Source organism: Staphylococcus sp. 2S1 (assembly GCF_046721335.1).
GTDB classification, from domain to species: domain Bacteria; phylum Bacillota; class Bacilli; order Staphylococcales; family Staphylococcaceae; genus Staphylococcus; species Staphylococcus equorum_A.
Map to the genome: position 1 here is coordinate 2411482 of NZ_JBEUUJ010000003.1, position 25014 is coordinate 2436495.

Below are 25014 nucleotides of genomic sequence, written 5' to 3' on the forward strand. Positions count from 1 at the left end.
CTACACTTAACTGTAAGTTACGTATTGAGTTTAGTATTAACGAATATTATTTATCTAAATCTGTTAATTTCATTGTCTTTTCATATATTTCCTCTGGATCCATATCATTTCTAGCAACGCCGGACTCCATCAGCTGCTTTTGCAACTTCTCTAGCAACTGACGGTGCTACTCGCTTATCAAACGGACCAGGAATACAATAATCAGGATTCAATTCTTCTGGATTAATTAAATTCGCAATCGCTTCAACCGCAGCCTGCTTCATTGCTTCATTAATTTGTGTTGCTTCTACATCTAAAGCACCTCTGAATATACCTGGAAATGCTAAGACATTATTAATTTGATTTGGAAAATCTGAACGACCTGTACCAATTACTTTTGCACCTGCTGCCTTTGCAACATCTGGCTGAATTTCTGGGTTAGGGTTTGCCATAGCAAAGATAATTGGATCATCGGCCATAGATTCAACCATTTCTTTTGTTAATAAATCTGCAACAGAAACACCTATAAATACGTCAGCATCTCTGATGACATCATTTAAGCTGCCCTCAATTTTTTCTCTATTAGTCCATTTAGCTACGTATGCTTTTGTATCATTCATACCAAAAGCGCGTCCTTCAAAAATAGCACCTTTAGAATCACACATAATCATATCTCGAACACCATAAGAATATAATAATTTAACGATAGCCATACCAACTGCCCGAGCACCATTGAGAACGACCTTAATGTCTGATAAATCTTTATCCACTATTCTTAAGGCATTAATCATACCGGCTACTGTTACAATTGCTGTACCATGTTGATCATCGTGAAATACTGGTATTTTAGTTTCTTTTTTTAAACGTTCTTCAATTTCAAAACAACGCGGTGCCGAAATATCTTCTAAGTTTATGCCACCATAATTCGGTTCTAATAATTTCACAGTGTTTACTATATCATCTGTATCTGTAGTGTTTAATGCAATAGGTACACCATCGATACCAGAAAAGCTTTTAAATAGTACTGCTTTCCCTTCCATTACTGGGATACTCGCTTCTGCACCAATATTGCCTAATCCTAAAACAGCTGTGCCATCTGTTACAACAGCAACAGTATTGCCTTTCATGGTATACTCAAAAACTTTTCTAGAATCTTCATGTATCTCTTTACAAGGCTCTGCGACACCTGGTGAATAAGCTAAACTTAATTCTTCCTTATTGGTAACTTGAACCTTAGGCGTTACTTCCAATTTTCCTTGATTTCGTCTATGCATTTCTAATGCTTCGTCTCTCAATGTCATGTAAATCTACCCCTTTACATTCAACTAGTATAAAAATCAGTTCATATATATTTTTATTACAATCTAACTTAAATTACAAATGATATTGCTAACAAGATGTCGAATTCACCCGTACAGTTAATATTTGTAATAAAAATATATAGATTGATTTGACATTAAATAATTCTTATCTTTAATTTAGTTAAAATTAAAACTGACGGCAAGTTTATGCTTAACCATCAGTTTACTATACCATAGTTCATAGCGCTATTAAAGTTAAATAATTCTTATATCCCAAGGCGAAAATCGTTGTATAAATGTATTTAATACGTCGTTATCTCGTGTGATATAACCTATGATTTTGAACTTATTTTGCTCTTCTTGAAAATACTTAACTGGAATATAATTGCTTGTGCTCTGTTTGTGTTAAAAATTGCTTTACTTCTGTTTCATCGCTAAGGTTTCTAATCACAATTTGTTTCGCATGTTCAAATGTACTCACTTCGAATGCATCAATCGTCTCTATTTGATTAATAATAAGTTGCTTCTTATTATTCCTATTTTCAAACTTACCTTTTAGGATAAATGTCTCATCCGTTTTCAAATCTGTTTCATATTTTTTGAATGCATCTGGAAAAACAACGCCATCCAAACTATTAATTCCGTCATTTAATGTTACAAAAGCCATATTCTGACCGTTTTTTGTACGTATACGTTTAATATTATCAATTTGAACAAAAATCGGTTGATTATCTCGTGCATTAGTGAGTTTATATATACCAAGATATTGCTTTTGTTCAAAGGCTTTTTCGACAGGATGTGTTGAAACATAAAAGCCTAAATATTCTTTTTCATAATCACTTAATACTTTATCTGGCAATTCCTCTTTGTCTTCATATGTCGCTTTAGGCGTTAATACATCAAATATAAAACCGTCTTGTTCAATATCAGATGAACTATCAAGTACTTGATCAATTGACTGTAGTAGCGTAGCACGATTCTTACCAAAGGTATCGAAAGCGCCTACTAATATGAGCGCTTCAAGTAATTTTCTAGATTTAATCCTTTTAGGAATGCGTCTTGTGAAATCAAAAAAGTCTTTGAAATGACCATGCGTTATGCGTTCGTCAACAATTAACTTAACGCTTTGATAACCTACACCTTTAATCGCACCGATTGACAAGTATATACCCTGTTTAGTTGCTTTATAGAACCAATGACTTTGATTTATATTCGGCGTTAAAATATTGATTGATTGATGCTTTGCTTCATCAATAATTTGTGCTGTCTTTTTCTCGCTTCCAATAGTATTGCTCAAAATATTAGCGTAAAAATAGTTAGGATAATATACTTTTAAATAGCTCATAATATAAGCAATTTTAGAATAGCTTACAGCATGGGCACGTGCAAAGCCATAGTCTGCAAATTTTAGAATCAAATCAAATATTTGCTTACTTAAATTTTCATCATAGCCATTATTTAAAGCACCATCCACAAAGTGTTGACGTTCACTTTCTAATACAGCACGGTTCTTTTTACTCATCGCACGTCTTAAAATATCCGCTTCTCCATAACTAAAGTTTGCGAACTTACTGGCAATTTGCATGATTTGTTCTTGATAAATGATAACGCCATAAGTGTTACTTAATATCGGCTGTAAATCACTATGCAAATATTGCACCTTCGATGGATTATGCCTTCTCGTAATATAGGTAGGTATTTCTTCCATAGGACCTGGTCTGTATAAAGACGTTACGGCTACAATATCTTCAAAATGTTCAGGTTGTAATTTTTTCAATACATTTCTAATACCATCTGATTCTAGTTGAAAAATACCTGTAGTATCACCTTGTGACAATAATTGAAAGACTTTGCTATCATCAAAAGGTATTTGCTCTATATCAATATGTGTATTCATATCTTTTTTTACTTGTTTCACAATTTGATGAATAATGGATAAATTCCGTAACCCTAAGAAGTCAATCTTCAGCAAGCCTATTCTCTCTGCTTCTGTCATCGTCCACTGCGTTAATAATCCAGTATCACCTAACGTCAACGGTGCATATTCATATAATGGATGATCATTAATAATGATACCTGCAGCATGTGTTGAAGTATGACGAGGTAAACCTTCTAATTTTTTACTAATTTCAAACCATCGTTCATGCCTATGATTTCGGTGCACAAACTGTTTAAAATCATTTTGTTCATATGCTTGATCCAAAGTTATACCTAACTTGTGTGGTATTAATTTAGAAATTTCATTTAAAGTAATCTCATCAAATCCCATAATTCTACCAACATCTCTAGCTACTGCTCTAGCTAACAAATGACCGAACGTTACTATACCTGCAACGTGATTATCACCATACTTTTCTTGAACATATTGAATTACTTTATCTCTATGCGTATCTTCAAAATCAATATCAATATCCGGCATTGTTACACGTTCCGGATTAAGAAAACGCTCAAACAGTAAATTATATTGTATGGGATCAACCGTAGTAATGTTTAAAAGATAACTTACCAATGACCCTGCGGAAGAACCACGACCAGGCCCTACTAATACATCATGTGTTTTTGCATAATGTATTAAATCACTTACTATAAGAAAGTAATCTTCAAACCCCATGCGAGTAATGACTTGATACTCATGTACAAGTCTTTCTCTGTACGTTTCGAATTGACTATGATCTAAATTGAGTTGGCTTAAGTTTTCTTGTAATATTTGCCATAAATAATCTTTTGATTGCTGATTATCTGGCGTTTTAAATTTAGGTAATAAAGACTGATGATAAATCATTTCAGCCTGACATACTGTTGCAAGTTGATTTGTGTTATCCAACACTTCCTTACTTAAATGAAGTGTAGTTAAATCATTATTGTCGTATAAATGTGCATTATAATCAGGTTGTTCACTCACTAAATCTAATTTATCGTTATCTCTGATTGCGACAAGTGCAGTCAGTGTATCAGCATCTTGTTGATTAAGATAACGTGTACTTTGTGCCCAAACCATTGGTAATTCTAATGTTACTTCACTCGTATGATTCACATAAACATGTGTATTATCGGTAAATTCAGCTACAATAGCTTCATTTGATGATGATACATCTTTAAAAATAACAACAAAATGCTGTAGATATTTTTTTAGCCACTCTATAGGTGTTTCAGTTTTTTCTTTCATTTTTATAGCAGACGACAGCTTAAACATATCTTTTAGTCCTTGTTCATTTTGCGCTAGCACTATCGTTTCCACTGACTCTAATCCATCTGTCACAAAAATTGTCATACCGAATATAGGATGAATATTTGCCGCAATACACGCGTCATAAAATTGTGGATAACCGTATAAGACATTTGTGTCTGTAATCGCTAACGCGGTATACCCTTCTTTAGCGGCCTTAGCAACAACATCTTTTATTCTCAAACTAGAATGTAATAAGTCGTATGTTGTATGAATATTTAAATGCGTAACCATCAGCAAACACCTCCTATATACTTATAACTTATTCTTTAAAGCTTCCGCTAATGTATTAAATTCGTTCCAGTTAGCAACAGAAACACCTGAAGCATTTGGATGACCTCCGCCACCAAATTCACTTGCAACATCATTAATCACAATGCCTTTTGAGCGGATGCGACATCTTATTTCAGAACCTTCATCAACAGCAAAGACCCATATCTTCAAGCCTTGAATATCCGCAATCGCATTTACAAATAATGAAGCTTCGTTAGCCGCAATATTAAACTGCTTAAGTACATCTTGTGTAATAATTATTTTACAAAATCCATTTTCATCTAACTCAAAGTTCTGTAATACATATCCTTGGAATGGTAGGAGTTTTGGGTCTTTTTCGCCCATTTTATTAAGCTCTTCATTATGATTAAATGGATATTTAAGTAACTGGCTTGCGACTTCCATCGTATGGGACGTCGTATTATTAAATAAGAAACGACCTGTATCACCAACAATCCCTAAATATAGTACACGTGCAACAGATGCATCTATCACAGTTGTGTCATTAAAATGCGCAATAAAGTCAAAGATAATTTCACTTGTAGAAGAAGCCTGTGCATTCACATAATTAATATCACCATATTGATCTACTGCAGGATGATGGTCGATTTTAATTAGGGAACGACCTTTATTAAAGCGTTCATCACTAATCCTTGGTGAATTAGCCGTATCACAAACAATCACTAATGCATCTTTGTATTGTTCATCTGTAATTTCGTCAAAAGTTCCTATAAAATCTAACGAAGGCTCTGATTCCCCAACTGCATATATGTTTTTATCTGGAAATTTTAATGTTAAATAATGTTTCAAACCAAGCTGTGAACCATAAGCATCTGGGTCAGGTCTGACATGTCTATGTATAATAACTGTTTCAGCTTCGTTAATTTCACTCATAATTTGATTGAATTCTTTAGTCATTTATATCTTCCTTTTCATTAGTTATATAAAATTCGTTTAATCTATCATCTGGCAGATAATCATTGCTTTCGCGACATGATGCTCATCAGTAGACATTGTCACTTCTAGTTTAGCAAAGTTTCTCCCTACATCTAACATATCATAATGCACATCGATTTCTGATTCAATTTGTACTGTCTTAATATATATAATGTTCAAACTTTCTATCATGACTTCAAGTTTTTTTAACTTTCTCATTTCATAGCGCACTGTTTCTTCAATTATAGCGACAAATACAGCTTTACTTAAAGTACCATATTGATTCGTTAATAGCGGGGTTGTTTGTACTTGAATGCCATTATTTGTAATGTTGATATGTTTTGCAATTTGATCATTAATAGTTTCACCCACTTGGGGTTGTCGGCTTAATAATTGCATCGCTGTTAATACATCTTTTCTCGTAATAACACCTATAAGTTTTTTACTACTTGTAGTCACTGGTAACAGTTCTATACCTTCCCAAATCATCATATGCGCACAATTTGCTACTGTGGTAGTTAATTGGACATTTATAGGAGCCTTCGTCATAAACTGAGCTATCGTATCATAATCATCCATTTTAATAATTTCTTTGCTCGTAATAATACCTACTAGTTTCCACTGTTCATCAATAACTGGAAATCTTGAATGTCCAGTAGCTCTTGCTTTTTCTTTATAATCAATCAACTTCATATTTTCAAAGATTACTGTGCTCTCTTTTACTGACTTCACAATATCTTCAACGACCAATATTTCTTTACGAATCATTTGGTTATACATTGCTCTATTAATGATGTTTGCTACTAGGTATGTATCATAATTAGAAGAAAGTATTGGTAAATCATGTTCATCTGCATACTTTATAATTTCATCAGATGTTCTAAAACCACCTGTAATCAGCACCGCACTTCCTCTTTTTAAAGTCGCTAATTGTACATCTTTACGATTACCTACAATCAATAATGTATGCGTACTTAAATATTTTACTACATCATCAATCTCCATCGCACCTATGGCAAACTTAGTTAGTGTTTTAATTAAACCGTTTCTGCCGCCTAACACTTGACCGTCTATAATCTTTACAATTTCACCAAATGTAAGTTGTTCAATTTGCTCGCGTGTTTTCTTTTCTATACGAACAGTACCTACGCGGTCAATTGTTGCTACCAAGCCAATTTGACCAAGCATCTTTAATCGCTCTGTAAGCTGTACCTTCAGATACACTTAAATCTTTCGCCACTTTTCTAACAGAAATTTTTTGTCCTACTGCTAGAGATTCTATATATGATAAAATTTGCTCATGCTTTGTCATTTAAATAACCTCATTTATATTGAACAGTTTCTATGCCATTATAACTTCTTATATCTAAAATTGCGATGTCACAATTCAAATTATGGTAGATTCTAACTTTATAATGTTGAACTGCACCTTTTAAATAATATAAATAATTCTTTTTAAGAAATTAATATGTAAGATTTTATATTATAATTGGATTTATTAAGAAATTTTGATTAGAATGATATCAAGGAGGGATGAACAATGTTCAAAAATATTTTACTTGGTGTAGATACAACACTTACTAATGAAAAAGCACTTAAAGAAGTATCAAAATTAGCCGGTGAAGGAACAACGGTCACTATTTTAAATTCGATTAGTGAACAAGATGCACAATCATCAATTAAATCTGGTGTTCATTTAGATAAACTAGTTGAAAAGCGTAGCAAAGGACTTGAGCCTACACGTAAAGCTTTAGATGAATATGGTATCAAATATGATGAAATTATTGTTCGTGGCAGTGCCAAAGAACAATTAGTTAAACAAGCTAATAGTGGCAAATATGAAATCGTCGTACTCAGTAACCGCAAAGCTGAGGAAAAGAAAAAATTTGTCCTAGGTAGTGTCGACCATAAGGTGGCTAAAAGAGCAAACATCCCTGTTCTTATCGTAAAATAAGATAAAACTCAAAAAACTTTTGTATTCATTTGAGTTACACGCCTAAACAAGCCTAACGCACAAATGCATTGGGTTTGTTTTTTAATTTGTATCCTTAAAAAACATGAAATATAAATGAATGGTTTGAATTTTTCTTATAAAAACATAAAAATGGCGACAAAATAATAAGATTTTGTCGCCATTTTCTATTTATTGCAAATCCTAAGCCTTTAAATAATTTAAAACTTAACTGATTCTCCAGGTTTTAAAATTTGCACCTCTCCTACTGTAACAGCAGATTTAAATTTGTTTGGATCTTGTTCAATCAATTCAAATGTATCGTAATGCACAGGGACAGTGATTTTAGGTTTAATAAATGTGTTGATAGCATAACTTGCATCATCGATACCCATAGTAAAGTTATCACCAATAGGAACAAAACAAACATCAACAGGATGACGTTCTGCAATTAATTTCATATCGCTGAATAATCCTGTATCACCAGTGTGATAAATTGTTTTGCCTTCAACTTCTAAAATAACACCCATCGGCATACCAAGATAAACCGGTATACCATTATCATTAGTTAAACTTGAACTGTGAAAAGCTTGCACAAATTTCACTGTACCAAATTCAAATTCAGCTTTACCACCAATGTTCATTGGTCTTACATTTTCAACATTTTTATTTGTAGTTAAATAATCTCCCAGTTCTGCTGAACCAATTACAGTTGCATTATTTCTATTAGCCAACTCGACTGTATCTCCGAAATGGTCACCATGACCATGCGTCAAAATAATATAGTCTACTTCTAAAGCATTTGCATCTAAATCTGACTGACCATTGCCAGTAATAAATGGATCTACAATTACTTTTTTACCGTTCGCTTCGAAATAAATCGTTGATTGTCCATGAAATGATAAGTTCATTATATGAATTCCTCCCATAAATCTGTTTATTTACTACATACCACATTCATACTATTTTATAACATATCCGTGCATTTTATATAGCTCTTTTATGCTTATTTTAAAAACATTTAGTTAAAATAGTATCATTCTAATATTTTATTTTTGAATTCCGTCATGAACTAACATAAACTTAGAATGATAGTATTTTTAGGAGGATGATGATAAATGAAATTAGAACAGATTACCGCAGAATTAAAATCACAACAAGTTGGAGCGACATGGATTACAACACCATTAAACATTTTTTACTTTACAGGCTATTTAAGTGATCCTCATGAACGTTTACTCGCATTATTAATCAAAGAAAATGGTGAACAAGTATTATTTTGTCCACAATTAGAAGTTGATGAAGTAAAAGCCTCTCCTTTTGAAGGTGAAGTAGTTGGATATTTAGACACAGAAAATGCATTAGATAAATATACGTTCACTGTAAATAAATTATTAGTTGAAGCTGAACATTTAACAGTAAAACGTCAACGCGAACTCGTTGAAGCATTTAATGTACAAACTTTTGGTGATATTGATCAAACAATTAAAGACTTACGTAACGTAAAAAGCGAAAATGAAATTGCTACTATTAAAAAAGCATGTGAACTTGCTGACAAATGCATTGAAATCGGTGTAGACTTTTTAAAAGAAGGTGTGACGGAACGCCAAGTTGTTAATCATATTGAGAATGCAATCAAAGATTACGGTGTAAATGAAATGAGTTTCGATACGATGGTACTCTTCGGTGATCACGTTGCTTCACCACATGGTACGCCTGGTGATCGTCAATTACAAAGAGATGAATATGTATTATTTGATCTTGGTGTTATTTATAACAATTATTGTAGTGATATGACTAGAACCGTTAAATTTGGCGAACCAAATGATAAAGCCCAAGAAATTTATAATGTGGTTTTGAAAGCTGAACAAGAAGCGATTGCGAGCAATCAAACCAGGCGTTACGATTAAAGATGTAGATGATATTGCACGTAATATTATCAGTGATGCAGGTTATGGTGATTATTTCCCTCATCGCTTAGGACATGGATTAGGCTTGGAAGAACATGAGTATCAAGATGTTTCTAGTTCAAATACCAACCAATTTGTTGCTGGAATGGTTATCACTGTTGAACCAGGCATATACGTTCCTGGCGTTGCAGGTGTGCGTATTGAAGACGATATTTTAGTAACTGAAGATGGTAATGAAAGTTTAACGGGTTACGAAAAATGATAAAAGAAGCGGTTGTTGAAACGATTCAACAAGTTGAACAAGCAATAAGCAATGGTGCTGATCGTATAGAATTATGTGATAATTTGAGTGTCGGCGGGACGACACCTAGCATCGGGATGATTGAAATAGCGACAGAAATTTGTCATACCAACGATGTTGAAATCGCAGTAATGATTCGCCCTCGCGGCGGTGATTTCGTATATAATTTATATGACTTTGAAATCATGCAACGAGACATGAAAGCAATCAAACAACTCAACGTAGATTACTTTGTATTTGGATGTTTAACAGAGGATAATGTCTTAAATGAATGGCAAATGAAGACTTTGAAAAACCTAGCGGCACCTGTATCGGCCGTATGCCATATGGCATTTGATGAAATTCATATACATGGTCAAATCAAAGCACTACATCAGCTGATTGATATTGGCTTTATCAGATTACTAACACATGGCGGCCCTTCAGACACTGATATTTTCGATAATTTAAATCATCTTGGCAAACTTGTGGTTAATACAGGCGGCCGTATCGAAATTATGCCTGGTGGTGGATTAAATAAAGATAATTTACAAGATTTAATATCTTCTTTCCCTTTCCAAGAAGTGCATGGTACAAGAATCGTTTAAAACATGTCATTTATAGTTTAACTGCTTGAGACACAAGATCTTATAGCATCAATAAAACAGGCTGAGACATAATTACATGTCTCAGCCTGTTTTATTATATTGGCAGTAGCTGACTGAATTGAAAATGCGCTTATAACAAGCGTTTAAAGAACTACTGCTTGTCCTATAACACCACTAGACAATCATGTATAAAAAGTGCCGACAAAGTATCTGACTTTGTCGGCACTTTAGAGTGAGGTACATAAATACATGTCCTACTCTCATTTTATTTACATCAATTTAATACAATCAATTCGTTATGGTTGAGTTGTATTATAGGTATTTTTATTTTAATGCACTTTCAATATCGGTATATGATAAGTTTAATGCATCTGCAACACCTTTATTAGTTAATTCACCATTAATCGTACTTAAGCCTAAAGATAATGCTTGGATTATCTTGTAGTGCTTTTAAATAGCCTTTTCCAGCTACTTGTTGCGCATATGGTAACGTCGCATTGTTTAATGCGATTGTTGACGTACGCGGCACTGCACCTGGCATATTAGCTACTGCATAATGTACTACACCATGTTTTTTATACGTTGGGTCATCGTGTGTAGTAATACGATCTGTTGTTTCGAAAATGCCACCTTGGTCGATCGCAATATCAACAATCACTGCCCCATCTTTCATTTGTTTAACCATTTCTTCAGTAACGAGTTTTGGTGCTTTTGCGCCTGGAATAAGCACTGCACCAATGACTAAGTCACTATTTTTAACACATTGCTCTATATTTAATGGGTTTGACATGATTGTATGTACTTGGCCACTAAACAAATCTTCTAATTGTTGTAAACGTTTAGGGTTAACATCTAAAATTGTAACGTCAGCACCTAAGCCTAAAGCAATTTTTGCAGCATTTGTACCAGCTTGGCCACCACCAATTATACTTACGCGTCCTTTTTCTACGCCAGGAACACCACCAAGTAGAATACCCATGCCGCCTTTATATTTCTGTAAGAACTCAGCACCAATTTGAGCAGACATTCGACCTGCCACCTCACTCATTGGTGTTAATAATGGTAAAGAACGATCTGGCAATTGCACTGTTTCATAAGCGATACTAATGACTTTGTTTTCTAATAAAGCTTTAGTCAATTTCTCTTCATTTGCTAAATGTAAATAAGTAAATAGAATTAATCCTTCCTTAAAGAATTGGAATTCTTCTTCCAATGGTTCTTTAACTTTCATAACCATATCTACGTTCCATACTGCAGACTTGTTCATTTACAATTTTTGCACCAGCTTCAGTATAGTCCACATCTTCAAAATAAGAGCCTAAACCAGCAGATTTTTCAACAATAACATTATGACCTTGCTCAACTAATGCATGCACACCACTTGGGGACAAACTCACCCTGTTTTCGTTGTTTTTAATCTCTTTAGGAATACCTATAATCATTTCATCCACCTCCAAATTTATAGTAACGTGTATTCTATGAAAGCGCAATCAAAGAATAGGGTACTTTTACAACAGCGAATTATGTTAATATTCTGTAAATGGTGGTATAATATAAATAAGAAGAATAAGGAGGTCATTGATATGCTAACTTATAAAAACATTTTAATTGCGGTAGATGGTTCACACGAGGCTGAATGGGCGTTTAATAAAGCTGTAGATGTTGCAAATCGTAACGAAGCAAAATTAACAGTTGTGAACGTCATTGATTCACGAACATATTCATCATACGAGGTATATGATGCACAGTTCACTGAGAAATCAAAAAATTTCTCTGACGACTTGTTAAAAGGTTATAAAGAAGTTGCAACAAACGCTGGTATTAAAGATGTTGAAACTCGCTTAGAATTTGGTTCTCCAAAAGCAATTATTCCAAAAAAATTAGCAACTGAAGTAGAAGCTGATTTAATTATGTGTGGTACTTCTGGTTTAAATGCTGTAGAAAGATTTATTGTTGGTTCTGTTTCTGAAGCAATTGTACGCCACTCACCTTGTGATGTACTTGTTGTACGTACTGAAGAACTGCCAGAAGATTTCCAACCACAAGTAGCAACAGACGAACTTAGATCGCAACACCAAGCTCAATAAAAATTCACTAGTTTAATTTCATAAAAATAATTTAGTTACCTTTAAAATCGAAACAAAGATAATTGGCTTGTTTCGTTAGGATAGTTTGTTCATTTATTTAGAGCAATCTATCCTTTTTAATATCCAAAGAAATGAACTTGCAAAGTTATATTGCGCATTCAAAGTGAGTTTTACAAACTCCTTATCAAAACTTCATATGCACTTTAAACAAAAGATATATGATTGAAGTTGAAAAGCATAATGAAAGGAGTATGAACAACCTATGAAACCGATGCGTAAAGCGCTTATTACAAGCATGTTTACATTATTCATTTCGAGCACAACCTTACATAGTGAAATAATTGCTACAGAAAAAGACAATACAACACGTACCGCAGATCATCTCAAATTAATAGACACCAAAATCTTACCGTTCGATAAAACTTACAAAGATACAAAAGTTGGTGGATTATCTGGTATAACGTATGACCCTAAAAATGATAAATGGCTACTTATGAGCGATGACCGATCAGAACACAATCCAGCAAGGTTCTATGAAGCTGATATCGACTATAATAGTAATGAATTCAAAGACGTCAAATTTAATGGCGTTCACAAGTTAAAACAACCGAATGGCAAAGATTACATCAATAAAGAGCAATATAAGAACGACGCTGATAATATTGTCGCTGACCCAGAATCGATACGGTTCGATCCACAAACTAATGAGATTCTATATACTAGTGAAGGAGATCGTTCCTTAGGATTGAATCCATTTATTCGTAAAGCAACTGAAGATGGTAAATACTCAGCTGAAATTCCTATTAAAGATACAATAAAAATGGACAAACAAAATAAGAAAGGTTTCCGCAATAATCAAGCTATTGAAGGTAGCACTTTTTCTCAAGATGGTAATACGTTATGGACTTCTATGGAAGGTCCACTAATACAAGATGGCCAAAAACCTACGCCTGAGTCAGGCGCCTTATCACGCATCACACAATATGACCGCGAAGGCAACATATTATCTGAATTTGCATATCCACTTGATGCGATTCCTAAAAAGCCTGGCAAAGACAAACAAGCTGATAATGGCATCACAGAAATATTAGCCCTCAATGACCATGAATTTCTTACTTTAGAGCGTGCATCTGTACAAGCGGAAGATGGCTCATTTAGTAATTATGTGCGTATATATAAAATTGATGTGAGTAAAGGAACTGATATCAAAGATATAGAGTCACTCAAAGAAACAAACTCAAAACCTTTAAACAAAACGCTGATTGCTGATTTAAATGAACAAGACATTGGTAAAGTGGATAATATTGAAGGTATGACCTTTGGTAAAAAGCTATCCAACGGTAATGACAGTCTAGTATTGACAGCTGATAATAATTTTAATGAAACACAACAATCTCAAATTATTGCTTTTGAGGTTAAACCAGAGAAAAAATAATCCATTTGCTAAAATGGATTAACAATATAATAAAAGCACCCATTCATTAGTTTTTCTAATGAATGGGTGCTTTTAATTTAAGTATAAATATTTACAACTCATACTTATTTAATGAATCTGGGTTTACTTCCAGATTATTTTACGTTTCCAAAATCAACAACATCACGAGCAATCATTACTTCTTCGTTCGTAGGAATAACAATAACTTTTACAGGTGAATGTGGATAATTAATGAAACCTTCAGATCCATGAATCATTTCATTTTTCTTAGCGTCCCAATAAACACCCATAAACTCTAAACCTTCTAAGACTTTTGCTCTTACAGGGTCAGAATTTTCACCTACACCTGCTGTAAATACAATAACGTCTACACCATGCATACGCGTCGCATATGAACCGATATATTTGTGAATACGAGATGCAAAGACATCAAGTGCTAATTGCGCTCTTTCTTTACCCTCTTTAGAGTCTTCAATGATATCTCTTAAGTCACTTGAAGTACCTGAAATACCTAATAATCCCGATTCTTTATTAAGTGTATTTAATACTTCTTCTGCATTTTTACCCGTTTTTTCCATAATAAATGGAATTAAAGCTGGGTCAATATTACCTGAGCGTGTGCCCATTGTAACACCTGCTAGAGGAGTGAAGCCCATAGACGTATCTACAGATTCGCCACCATCAATAGCGACGATTGAAGCACCATTACCAATATGACACGAGATAATACGTAATTCTTCAATTGGTTTTCCTAAAATTTCAGCTGCACGTTGTGAAACATATTTATGACTCGTGCCATGAAAACCATATTTACGAATTCCAAAATCTTCATAATATTGATATGGTAAACTATATAAATAAGATTTCTCTGGCATTGTTTGATGGAATGAAGTATCAAACACAGCGACATGTGGTGTCTCTGGTAAAAGTTTTCGGAATGCACGAATTCCCATTAAGTTTGTCGGGTTGTGTAACGGAGCTAATTCACTTAACGATTCAATTTGCTTTTCTACTTCATCAGTTATATAAACTGATTCTGGGAATAATTCTCCACCATGAACAACACGGTGACCCGTACCATCAATATCATTAATACTTTCAATGATACCATGTTTTTTAAAGCTTTCTAACATAATGTTTACTGCTACTTCGTGATTAGCAATATCATTGGTATCAGTAATTTTTTCTCCATCCACTTCAATAGTAAAGACAGAATTTTTTAAACCAATACGTTCAATTAGTCCTTTAGTAACAACTTTTTCTTCCGGCATTTCAATAAGTTGGAATTTCAGTGATGAACTACCAGCGTTAATGGCCAAAACTAATTTTGACATAAGCTTGTTGCCTCCATTTTCAATTAAGTTTTAATATACCTATCTATTTAATCATTAATACAGTTTATTTTCAAGAATAATACAGTTTAATTTTCAGGATGATTTTCTTCCATCCACACATTTAAATCTTGTAAAAATGCTTGGAATTGTTGAGGGCTTTTGAAGTCAGGAATGTTCGCTAATAAAACCTCTACTGGTTTAGTAACGTTTGTTTCTTTTTTCTGTAGTACAAGAATAGATTTGCGTGCTTTTTCATTTTTAAATAATGTTGAGGGTAAATTTAAAAATGCTTGCATTTCCGTCTCTGTTGCAATGAAGTTTTGTAACTGTTTCACATTTGAACCTTCGAAAATATTACTTGGAACAACTAAAAAAGCATAACCTGATTGTTTTAAGGCTACAACAGCTTGTTCAATTAATAAAAAGTGAGAGAAACTGTGACCTTCTTCAAATCCTAAAGCCATTTCCTTACTTCTCTCATCTGCCGGATAATAACCAACAGGTAAATCGCCAATAACAACATCTGTCTCCTCAAAAGGTAATGGCATAATTGCATCTTGTGGATAAACATCAAATGGTATTTCTAAAAAGTTGGCTAAATGAACGCTGACTCTTGATAATACTGGATCAACTTCTATAAGATGATGCATTACCGTATGTTCAGTTAACACTTCATGTACAGACGCACTTAGATGACCTGCCCCACTTGCGATATCTACAACGTGTAATTCTTCTTTGTTTTTTAAGAAGCGTTGAGATAAAAAGCCTAAAATTAAGCCAATAGAGTCTGGTGTAATTTGATGATTTGCTTGGATATCTTCTTTTTGCATTAAGCTTAAGTAAGCAAACTGAAATGCTTTTCTTCTATCTTGCAATGTAGCTTGTTCTAACAAGTCTCTTTTACTTGTATAAATATGTTCCATTGCTAGTCCTAAGTTTTCAATAAAACTTTGACCGTTATTTTCATTTAAAGCTTTAGCTTTTTCGTCGAGTGTTTGGAATAACTTTTCCATTACTGTTTCTTCTTGTGTCATTTAATAGTCCTTTCTAAAAAAACTGTCCATAATTTGTTTGAAATTAAGTCAGTTTATGCTAACTTATATTACCAAATAATTATGGACAGTATACTTTATAATGTCAATGATACTGTTTGATTGTTTAACTTCAAATCAAATGACAAATTTTATATTACCTATATTTAATTTAAATAGCACGATATGCTTCTAAAGCGACGTCGAAGTCTGGGAAATCAGTGCCTTCAGAAACAACTTCAGTATATACTACTTTATTATTTTCATCTAAAACAAAAACTGAACGTGCAAGTAAACGTAATTCTTCCATAACTACGCCGTAATTTTTACCAAATGAAAGTTCTTTATGATCACTTAAAGTAACCACGTTATCTAAGCCATTTGATGCACACCATCTTTTTTGTGCGAATGGTAAGTCAACAGAAATAGTTAACACGACGCCATCTTCTGCTGCTGCTTCTTCGTTGAATTTACGTGTTTGTTTATCACAGACACCTGTATCAATAGATGGTACTACACTGATCAATTTCTTTTGACCATCATAGTTTGATAAAGTTACTTCATTTAAATCATTGTCTAACACTGTAAAATCTGGTGCTGTTTCACCTTTTTTTACTTGTGATCCTAATAATGTAATTGGTTCTTGTTTAAATGTAATTTGCGCCATTTGAATGCCTCCTATAAAAAGTGCTTACTCAATAATTATAACTGTTTAATCTGATGAAATAAACCTTAAACCCTTTGAAACATAACAATCTACTTCAAATAAAACAATTTTTCGAATTTGTTTTTTATTACAACAGTATCAGCAAAATAATCATGTATACCTTTGTGTTTATCTGTAAATATTGTTACTAAATAAGGTAAATTAGCAAATACGCCACTGATAATGCGACCAATCCATTCTCTAAATAATACGTCTACCCAAGTTAATGGTTGTCTATCTGCACGTTCCACTCTTATATTCAAAATCATTTTACCAATAGTTTGTTTAAAATATTTCGTTAATAACACAAAGTACAAATAAAATACGAGTGCATCTAATACGTGACCTACACTAAAATAATCAATCCATAACTTTGCATTATCTATATGTGTAAAATGATAGATTGGTTTCAATATAATACTTTGAATACCAAAAATGATGAGCAAATCAATGAGAAAACTACAAAATCTTATACCAAATCCTGCATATAGTGCTTTTGCTAATTGATTATGAGCAAGTACATCTGACTCTGTTTGTGCTTCGTTTGAATCTGCAACCGAATGTGCAGTATCATCTTGTTTCATATTATCCATTATTACACCTAACCTTCGTATAGATACATAGGTTCAGCTTCAGTATCATTTTTAATTATTGATTTAACTTCATTGAATTCATTTTTAAACTGACCAATACTCGCTTTTGCATTACTAAACGATGAGAAGAAACTACCTTCTTCACTATATTCAAACACTTCTGCATCTTTTGCTTTCATATCTTTTTTCATTGCTTTTAAAGTTTCATCTTCATAACCAATTTCGTCAATTAAACCATTATCTTCCGCTTGTTCTGCACTGTAGATGCGTCCATCAGCTAACTCTCTAACTTTACTTTCAGACATACCTCTACCATCTTTAACTATATTCACAAATCGATCAAAACTATCATCTAATACAGATTGTAAAATATCTTTTTCTTCACTTGTCATAGCTCTTGAGCTACTTAATATGTCTTTATGATCCCCTGATTTTATAACATTTTCTTTAACGCCTATTTTTTCTTGTAATTCTGAATAATCAACACTAGACATAATAACACCGATTGATCCTGTCATTGTTTGAGGACCTGCGTATATTTTGTCTGTTGGTGCTGAAATGTAGTATCCACCAGATCTTCGCCATACTACCCATATGTACATAAATCTTTTTATCTTTTTGCTTAATTTCTTTTATCTTTTGATAAATTTCATCACTTGGATACGTGCCACCACCAGGAGTATTTACAGATAACAACATACCTTTGACTGTGTCATCATTTTTTACGTTTTCTAATTGTTTTAAGAACGCCTCATGGTTGTAACCACCGCCACCAAACATGCCCCCGCCTGTACCTTCAGCTATTTGGCCATCTAATGTTAAATGTGCAATTCGTTTACTTGAATTGCCCTCTTTTTCTACTTTTTCTGTAAATGGGTCCATTTTAGATGTAGCTTGTTCATCAAATAAAGATGAAAAGACCGCTGAAATTGAACTCATCACGATGCCGCCTAACACGATGACAACCGCAAGTATGATTGCGATAATCCTTTTCTTCGACATTTACACTCACTCCCATAATTTATTTTCCTTTTAACTCCATCCTCAATTTAACCATAATCAATTAAGCTATGTATACCTTATCTCAAATATAAAATAAAAGAGTTTTAAAATAATAATAATGTTTTATCGTAACTGTAGTAATAAGGTACTAAAATATGAACAGACATTATATTATATTTTCGAAAATCATATACAAAAAAGAACGGAAATACGAAGTCAAAATTTGATTTCGTATTCCCGTTCCTATAAGGCTGGACTGAAAAAGGAAGATAAGCACTGAAGATTTTGCATGAGATTGTTATATAATTTTTAATTTAATCTATTTTTAAGTACTATATGATTTGCATTAAATAATCATACGCATTTTTCAAAATTAAAATAGCAGTAACTACAATAAACAGACCTTTGACATAACCAACACCTTTTTTAATTGCGAATAAAGCACCCAAATATGAGCCACAAATCATACTACCGACCATGATAAAACCATAAAAATAATCGACTTGATCTAAAAATATAAATAATATTAATGCCCCTAAATTGGATGCAAAATTTAACACTTTAGCATTGCCTGCTGCACCTAGAAAATCAAATCCAAACATTAATAAAACAAAAAGCATAAATGAACCTGTGCCACCGCCTAAAAATCCATCATATAGACCAATTAAGCACATTAACGCGGCAAATAATATGGCTTTACCGGTAGTAAGTTTTGTAAAAGTACGTATACTACCCCAATCTTTTTTCATTAATGTATAAATCATGACAAGTGTTAAGATAATGATTACGACTGGCTTCAAAAGTTCAGACGGTAAAAATGTAGCAACACTCGCACCACCCATAGCCATTAGGAATACAAATGGAAATAACTTTCCAACAATTTTCAAATCGACATTGCCTGACCTTAAAAAACGAAATGCACTAGTCATCGATCCAAACGCACTGGCTAATTTATTTGTACCTAAAGCCATAGCTGGTGGCATACCCACTGCTAAAAGCGCAGGGATAGAAATTAACCCTCCACCGCCGACAACTGCATCAATAAACGCTGCTAAAAATCCAAGAAGTATGATGATAATTACAATTGAAATGTCCCACTCTAACATGCGCCAACCCCTGTCTGTTTAAATCATGTTAACTGATTATTCATTATAAATTGAACATCTAAAACTAAGTTTTCTATTTTTTAAATGATGCTTACTATAATTTAAACTTATATTTATATTTAAAATAAATCGTCTGCCAAAGCTTGTGTCTCTGAGTCTTTATCACTTTGGTAGTCATTTGAAATTTCTATTGTTTCGATTTGATCCACAGCTTGTTGTACTAATGGTTCAAAATCAAAAATATTTTCATATTTTTCCACTTTTTCAATATCAGGTTCAGTTACCGGATTTTTTGGTGTGAAAATAGTACAACAATCCTCATAAGGTTGAATAGAGACATCAAAAGTTCCAATTTCTTTAGCTCTTTTCACGATATCTTCTTTATCTAATGTGAGTAATGGACGTAACACTGGTGTTGAAGTTACGCTATTGATTGCGTACATACTTTTTAACGTTTGGCTCGCAACTTGACCAAGATTCTCACCATTTACAATGGCATGCCCATCAATTTCATGAACAATTTTGTCTGCCACTCTCATCATCATACGACGTGTAGATGTCATTGTATAACGTTCATGTACAACTTTATTAACTTGTTTTTGTAAATCTGTAAAAGGCACAATGTGTAATTTAATTGGACCTACATGAGAAGCTAAAATACGTGTTAATTCAATAACTTTTTCTTTAGCTTTTTCACTTGTAAATGGCGGACTATGAAAATGAATGGCTTCAATCATTGCACCTCTACGCATGACTTCCATACCTGCTACAGGAGAATCTATACCACCTGAGAGCATAAGTAATGTTTTGCCACCTGTTCCAACTGGCAAGCCACCAAGTCCGAGCTATGGTTTTGTCATAAACATAAATGGCATCTAAACGGACTTCTACTTTTATATTGTGATCTGGATTGTGGACATCAACAGTTAAATCCTCTGTTGCATTTAATACCATGACACCAATGCCACGTTGTAATTGATAAGTGTCATAAGGAAAGTTTTTATCTGAACGTTTCACGTCTATCTTAAATGTATCTCCGTTTGCGTAGTCTTTTGCAAATTGAATGGCTTGTTCATTTGCCGCTTCTACAGTTTTATCAATTTTTAACACTGGACTAATAGAATAAATGCCGAATACTTTTTTAAGTCTATTACACATTTCATCTATATCTGCGCCTTCGTCTAATTCAATATACATTCTATCTCTATTCGCTTTTACTTTATAACCTTGCAATGGCATTAATGAACGCTTTACATTTGCGCGCAATTTATTCACGAACATTTTACGATTAGCGCCTTTTAATGTTAATTCACCATACCTAACTAATATATGATCATAAATCATACTAACAGCTCCCTTACTTCTTCATATACTTTATAAAAATTATCTTTAAATATTTGAATATCTTCTTGAGTCGTATTGGCTCCCATTGAAATTCTAATACTACCTTCAATTTGTTTTCTAGGTATATTCATCGCTAAAAGCACCTCGTTTAGACTCGATTTTTTAGATGAACATGCACTTGTTGTAGATAACATAATACTATGTTTTGAAAAAGCATTGACCAATACTTCGCCTTTAACGCCTGGTAATCCAACATTAAGAATGTGTGGCGCCGAATTTTGAGGTGAATTCAGTTTAATGCCGTGAAAACCTGTAAGAAATTGACATAAGTCAGCATTAAATTCACTTAAAGCATGGTTAAGTTCTGTGGTATGATTCACAGTTGCTTTCATGGCTTTAACAATTGCAATATCCATTGGTAAATTAACTGTACCACTTCTCACACCATATTCTTGTCCACCACCGTGAATAATAGGTTCAAGTTGATGAATATTTCGAACAAATAATATACCTTGCCCTTTTAAACCGTGAAATTTATGCCCACTCAAACTCAACGTATCTACACCTTCAAAGCATAATGGCACTTTACCAATCGCTTGTACTGCATCTACATGAAAATGTGCTTTGGGATATTGGTGCACAATTTTTGTTGCTTCTTCTATTGGTTGGATTTGACCCATAATATTATTAACGTGCATACAGGTTACTATAGCAACATCATCCGACATCAATGTTTTTAAATGGTCCAAGTCGATTTGACCCTCGTCAGTAACATCAACATATTTAATAATAAATCCTTCTGTTTCTAATGAACGTACAACTTCTAATACAGATGGATGCTCAAGTACTGAAGTGATTATTTCATTAGCAAATGCTTTTTTCTTATATGCTACGCCTTTAAGCGCCATATTATTAGATTCAGTCGCACCACTTGTAAAAACAATATCAAATTTTTCATCTAAATTAAACAAATCTTTTATTTGTTTTTTAGTTTGTTGTAACAATTGGTCTGCTTGTAAGCCGGCTTGGTGTGGACTATTAGGGTTAAAATACAATGATTGATTTACTTTTACATAAGTATCCAACACGTCTTGGTTTGGCTTTGTCGTTGCGGCATTATCAAGATATATCAATTCTTTCACTCCATTTCATTTTTATCATACACACTTATATAAGAAGTGACACTAATTTTATATTTATATTTAAGTTATTACATCAACAACAATACTTTTCTGTCATTTTAAAAATTAATTTTATACTTTCCCTTTAAGCATTATACGCGCTTTTAATAAAAAGAAAAGACACGAAATCATAATTCATTTCGTGTCTTACTCGTGTTATTTTTAAAAAATAAATAATTTAACCAATAACTTGATCTTCTATTTGTTTTGTAATTCCTGGTTCCACACTTTCTAACGCATGTTCAGATATTTCAATTGAACGTTTATATCTATTATTTTTAAATAGTCTTTCAGCTTCATTAAGGCTTTTATCTATATTTGAACTATCTTTACGGTAACGGTTACCATATTCAATAAGTTTCTCAGCATAAACTGCATTAACGAGTACATCCGTAGCTTCATCTTCAAATTTATTCATTTGCGGCACTACTTTAGATACTTTATCTTTCAATTGCTTAACATGTATCGGACGTACACTGAATTTCTTGTTTACTTCACGCACTTCGTAATCAATTTCATTTTTCATTATAATGAAACGTTCCGGTACGCTAGGTAAATTAGAAGCTAATAGCTTTCTATAAACCTCTTCTTTTTTACTTTGTACACGTAAGATATTTTCTTCTGCTTCCGCTTCATCTTCGCGTAGTTGAATTAAGTGATTTTGTAATTTTTCTTGTTTTTCATTAATTACAGCTACATGCTCTTCGATATATTTCAAGTTATCTTGAACTTCACTGTAACGTACTGCAGATTTGGCCATTTCTTTTAGAATTTCATCATAAACAGCTATTAAGTTTTGAATTTCATTTTCAAACTGTCTTACATTCTGTACATCACTTTCATTTATATAGTAATTTTCACGTACATATTCAATTTCAGTTTGTAATGTATAATTCATTTCTTTCGCTCTAAACAAATTATCTGTAATGACTTCTTTTGATTCTTCTACTTCATTTTTTGCTTTAACTTCATGCTCAATTAATTCATACATTTCATCAAGACGATCATTAATATTATTTAATTTTTCATTCGCTTCATCAAGTTCCAATCTACTAATCATCGGTTCTACAAAGCTAAGTTCTGTTTTAAGCGTTTGTAAAGTACTATCAATTTTGACATGATCTAAATCATAGCCCTCTACTTTGAGATCTCTACATCCGTATTTCATATCTTGGAACTGTCCAGGTAATTCTTTTTGTGCTTCTCTGATTAACTCAGGAATTTCTGACATATCCTTTTTTAAAAAGTTCATATCTTCATTTAAAGTTTTGATATGTTCATGTGCGTAAACATAATTACCTTCTGCTTTATATGATTCATAGCTTTCCATTTCTGGTACGAATGCTTCAATTTCATGTTCTAATGGCGCTGTCGCTTCACCGAACTGATGTCTGTTCGCTAACACGTCGCGCTTCATTTCTCGGTAATCCACTTTACATGCTTCATATAAGTGATCACTTTCTTTATGTACGCCCATAATATCTTCGACATCTGTAGTTAATACATTATAATTTTCTTCGTATTTATCCATCAATTCATGTGCTTCATCAATTTCAGTTTGCGCTTGCGAAAATTTAAATTTATCAAGTAAACCTTCCGCATTGTGAATCTTTTCTTCTAATGGTAACAAATATTGATTTTTACTATCTAAAGACGTTTGTTTTAATCTATCATAAGTAGATTTTGTTTCACCTGTTAAAGTTAAATCAGATAATTGAGATAAACTTTCATCATAGGGTAATTGCTCTACTTGTAATTTTCGTTCTTCAGCCTTCTCAATCATTTGGCTTTTATTCGAACGCATATAGAATAATACACCGACAATAATCAGTATAATAACAATAATTGCTAGAATGATATACAATACCATATGTTTTCTCCTCCTATTTTATCACTATTCATTATAACGTAATTTACCCATGCATTAAAAGAGAAAATGAATTAATCAATAATAATATTTTAAATTTCATAGTAAATCTATCTCTGTTAATATTATGTATCATGTTGCTACTAAAAAAAGCCCTTACAAATCATTTGATTGATTACTATTAAAACAGTCTTTATACTAAATGAAAAGTAAAAAGTGAGGTTTTATTAATATGACAGAGGTAAAAGAAACAAATTACGATTTATTACAAAAGCAAGTTGCTAGTCTAATCGAAGATGAATCAAATTTAATTGCTATACTTAGCAATGTCTCTGCTTTACTAAATGATTCATTAGATCAAATTAATTGGGTTGGCTTCTATTTAATAGAAAATAATGAATTAATCCTAGGACCATTCCAAGGCCATCCTGCTTGTGTACATATCGCTATCGGCAAGGGCGTATGTGGCACAGCTGTAGAAACAAATGAATCACAACTCGTTGAAGACGTTAATGCTTTTCCAGGACATATTGCATGTGATGCGAATAGTAAGTCAGAAGTTGTTGTTCCTATTCATAAAGGCAATCAAGTCATTGGTGTCTTAGATATTGATGCCCCTATTATAAATCGCTTTTCAAACACAGATAAAATTGCTTTAGAAGAAATCGTAAGCATTATTGAACAACAAATAGCTTAACATTTAACGCTTGCCTTTCTAATAAGTAAATCTTTGTTTACTGTTGACAGTCATTTATAACAAAGGTACAATGTACTTTGTGTGAATAAACGAAATTAGCAGTTGCCTATTAGTTGGCTCTATGTTGTTCCCAACGCGGACGTGTCGTGTAACCGTAGCTATGAGGT

14 protein-coding genes and 7 pseudogenes are annotated in these 25014 nt (G+C 32.9%); 6 read left to right on the plus strand and 15 right to left on the minus strand.

Annotated features, from left to right (window positions below; translation table 11 throughout):
- Positions 1-46: 46 nt before the first annotated feature.
- From ABLV90_RS12565 to ABLV90_RS12580, 4 genes and pseudogenes are all read right to left on the minus strand, one after another.
- Positions 47-1280 (minus strand): annotated as a pseudogene (locus ABLV90_RS12565) (NADP-dependent malic enzyme).
- Between the two features lie 255 nt (positions 1281-1535).
- Positions 1536-4740: pseudogene (locus ABLV90_RS12570) on the minus strand (DNA polymerase III subunit alpha).
- Between the two features lie 21 nt (positions 4741-4761).
- Positions 4762-5697, minus strand: a complete 936-nt coding sequence (locus ABLV90_RS12575) for a DHH family phosphoesterase (RefSeq protein ID WP_427704253.1) — start codon at positions 5695-5697, stop codon at positions 4762-4764.
- Between the two features lie 36 nt (positions 5698-5733).
- A pseudogene (locus ABLV90_RS12580) lies at positions 5734-7027 on the minus strand (DRTGG domain-containing protein).
- Between the two features lie 228 nt (positions 7028-7255).
- On the opposite strand from ABLV90_RS12580, the gene ABLV90_RS12585 reads away from it, so the two are divergent.
- A complete protein-coding gene (locus tag ABLV90_RS12585) occupies positions 7256-7669 on the plus strand; it encodes a universal stress protein (RefSeq protein ID WP_460872721.1) in 414 nt (137 codons plus the stop codon).
- Between the two features lie 218 nt (positions 7670-7887).
- Here ABLV90_RS12585 and ABLV90_RS12590 read toward each other — a convergent pair whose 3' ends face one another.
- Positions 7888-8577 (minus strand): metal-dependent hydrolase, encoded by a 690-nt coding sequence (locus ABLV90_RS12590; protein WP_285323362.1) that lies wholly within the window; start codon positions 8575-8577, stop codon positions 7888-7890.
- Between the two features lie 207 nt (positions 8578-8784).
- Between ABLV90_RS12590 and ABLV90_RS12595 the strand changes: the two are divergent.
- Positions 8785-9838 (plus strand): annotated as a pseudogene (locus ABLV90_RS12595) (M24 family metallopeptidase).
- Positions 9835-10464 carry a copper homeostasis protein CutC gene (locus ABLV90_RS12600; protein ID WP_427704248.1) on the plus strand — a complete coding sequence of 210 codons (630 nt, stop codon included), beginning with the start codon at positions 9835-9837 and terminating at the stop codon, positions 10462-10464. Before ABLV90_RS12595 ends, ABLV90_RS12600 begins: the two are co-directional and overlap by 4 nt.
- A 324-nt stretch (positions 10465-10788) precedes the next feature.
- Here the strand turns inward: ABLV90_RS12600 and ald are convergent.
- Positions 10789-11906 (minus strand): annotated as a pseudogene (gene ald, locus ABLV90_RS12605) (alanine dehydrogenase).
- Positions 11907-12047: 141 nt separating this feature from the next.
- Here ald and ABLV90_RS12610 point away from each other — a divergent pair.
- A complete protein-coding gene (locus tag ABLV90_RS12610; RefSeq protein ID WP_046465558.1) occupies positions 12048-12551 on the plus strand; it encodes a universal stress protein in 504 nt (167 codons plus the stop codon).
- A 262-nt stretch (positions 12552-12813) separates the two neighbouring features.
- A complete protein-coding gene (locus ABLV90_RS12615) occupies positions 12814-13986 on the plus strand; it encodes an esterase-like activity of phytase family protein (protein WP_427704247.1) in 1173 nt (390 codons plus the stop codon).
- 134 nt (positions 13987-14120) lie between these two features.
- Here the strand turns inward: ABLV90_RS12615 and ABLV90_RS12620 are convergent, their stop codons facing one another.
- The 9 genes and pseudogenes from ABLV90_RS12620 to ezrA form a co-directional block, all read right to left on the minus strand.
- Entirely contained in the window at positions 14121-15320 is a 1200-nt protein-coding gene (locus tag ABLV90_RS12620; protein WP_460872722.1) for an acetate kinase, read from the minus strand.
- 86 nt (positions 15321-15406) lie between these two features.
- Positions 15407-16354, minus strand: a complete 948-nt coding sequence (locus ABLV90_RS12625; protein WP_046465561.1) for a class I SAM-dependent methyltransferase — start codon at positions 16352-16354, stop codon at positions 15407-15409.
- Positions 16355-16523: 169 nt separating this feature from the next.
- Positions 16524-17018 carry a thiol peroxidase gene (gene tpx, locus ABLV90_RS12630; RefSeq protein ID WP_460872723.1) on the minus strand — a complete coding sequence of 165 codons (495 nt, stop codon included), beginning with the start codon at positions 17016-17018 and terminating at the stop codon, positions 16524-16526.
- Between the two features lie 89 nt (positions 17019-17107).
- The gene (locus ABLV90_RS12635) at positions 17108-17650 is read right to left on the minus strand and encodes an RDD family protein (protein ID WP_046465563.1); all 543 of its coding nucleotides are present in this window, start codon (positions 17648-17650) and stop codon (positions 17108-17110) included.
- A gap of 8 nt (positions 17651-17658) precedes the next feature.
- Positions 17659-18652: pseudogene (gene sppA / locus ABLV90_RS12640) on the minus strand (signal peptide peptidase SppA).
- Between the two features lie 332 nt (positions 18653-18984).
- Entirely contained in the window at positions 18985-19758 is a 774-nt protein-coding gene (locus ABLV90_RS12645; protein WP_460872724.1) for a sulfite exporter TauE/SafE family protein, read from the minus strand.
- Between the two features lie 119 nt (positions 19759-19877).
- A pseudogene (gene thiI / locus ABLV90_RS12650) lies at positions 19878-21102 on the minus strand (tRNA uracil 4-sulfurtransferase ThiI).
- Positions 21099-22235 carry a cysteine desulfurase family protein gene (locus ABLV90_RS12655; protein ID WP_460872725.1) on the minus strand — a complete coding sequence of 379 codons (1137 nt, stop codon included), beginning with the start codon at positions 22233-22235 and terminating at the stop codon, positions 21099-21101. Before ABLV90_RS12655 ends, thiI begins: the two are co-directional and overlap by 4 nt.
- Before the next feature lie 226 nt (positions 22236-22461).
- The gene (gene ezrA / locus ABLV90_RS12660) at positions 22462-24153 is read right to left on the minus strand and encodes a septation ring formation regulator EzrA (protein WP_460872726.1); all 1692 of its coding nucleotides are present in this window, start codon (positions 24151-24153) and stop codon (positions 22462-22464) included.
- 229 nt (positions 24154-24382) lie between these two features.
- Between ezrA and ABLV90_RS12665 the strand changes: the two genes are divergently transcribed.
- Positions 24383-24847: a GAF domain-containing protein gene (locus ABLV90_RS12665; RefSeq protein WP_427704241.1), complete on the plus strand. Its 465-nt coding sequence runs from the start codon at positions 24383-24385 to the stop codon at positions 24845-24847.
- The last annotated feature ends 167 nt before the right edge of the window (positions 24848-25014 follow it).

What these genes read in the sequence shown, in the direction of transcription:
- ABLV90_RS12575 (WP_427704253.1), bottom strand. Translation starts at nt 5,697, where the DNA reads ATGACTAAAGAATTCAATCAAATTATGAGTGAAATTAACGAAGCTGAA.
- ABLV90_RS12585 (WP_460872721.1), top strand. Translation starts at nt 7,256, where the DNA reads ATGTTCAAAAATATTTTACTTGGTGTAGATACAACACTTACTAATGAA.
- ABLV90_RS12590 (WP_285323362.1), bottom strand. Translation starts at nt 8,577, where the DNA reads ATGAACTTATCATTTCATGGACAATCAACGATTTATTTCGAAGCGAAC.
- ABLV90_RS12600 (WP_427704248.1), top strand. Translation starts at nt 9,835, where the DNA reads ATGATAAAAGAAGCGGTTGTTGAAACGATTCAACAAGTTGAACAAGCA.
- ABLV90_RS12610 (WP_046465558.1), top strand. Translation starts at nt 12,048, where the DNA reads ATGCTAACTTATAAAAACATTTTAATTGCGGTAGATGGTTCACACGAG.
- ABLV90_RS12615 (WP_427704247.1), top strand. Translation starts at nt 12,814, where the DNA reads ATGAAACCGATGCGTAAAGCGCTTATTACAAGCATGTTTACATTATTC.
- ABLV90_RS12620 (WP_460872722.1), bottom strand. Translation starts at nt 15,320, where the DNA reads ATGTCAAAATTAGTTTTGGCCATTAACGCTGGTAGTTCATCACTGAAA.
- ABLV90_RS12625 (WP_046465561.1), bottom strand. Translation starts at nt 16,354, where the DNA reads ATGACACAAGAAGAAACAGTAATGGAAAAGTTATTCCAAACACTCGAC.
- tpx (WP_460872723.1), bottom strand. Translation starts at nt 17,018, where the DNA reads ATGGCGCAAATTACATTTAAACAAGAACCAATTACATTATTAGGATCA.
- ABLV90_RS12635 (WP_046465563.1), bottom strand. Translation starts at nt 17,650, where the DNA reads ATGGATAATATGAAACAAGATGATACTGCACATTCGGTTGCAGATTCA.
- ABLV90_RS12645 (WP_460872724.1), bottom strand. Translation starts at nt 19,758, where the DNA reads ATGTTAGAGTGGGACATTTCAATTGTAATTATCATCATACTTCTTGGA.
- ezrA (WP_460872726.1), bottom strand. Translation starts at nt 24,153, where the DNA reads ATGGTATTGTATATCATTCTAGCAATTATTGTTATTATACTGATTATT.
- ABLV90_RS12665 (WP_427704241.1), top strand. Translation starts at nt 24,383, where the DNA reads ATGACAGAGGTAAAAGAAACAAATTACGATTTATTACAAAAGCAAGTT.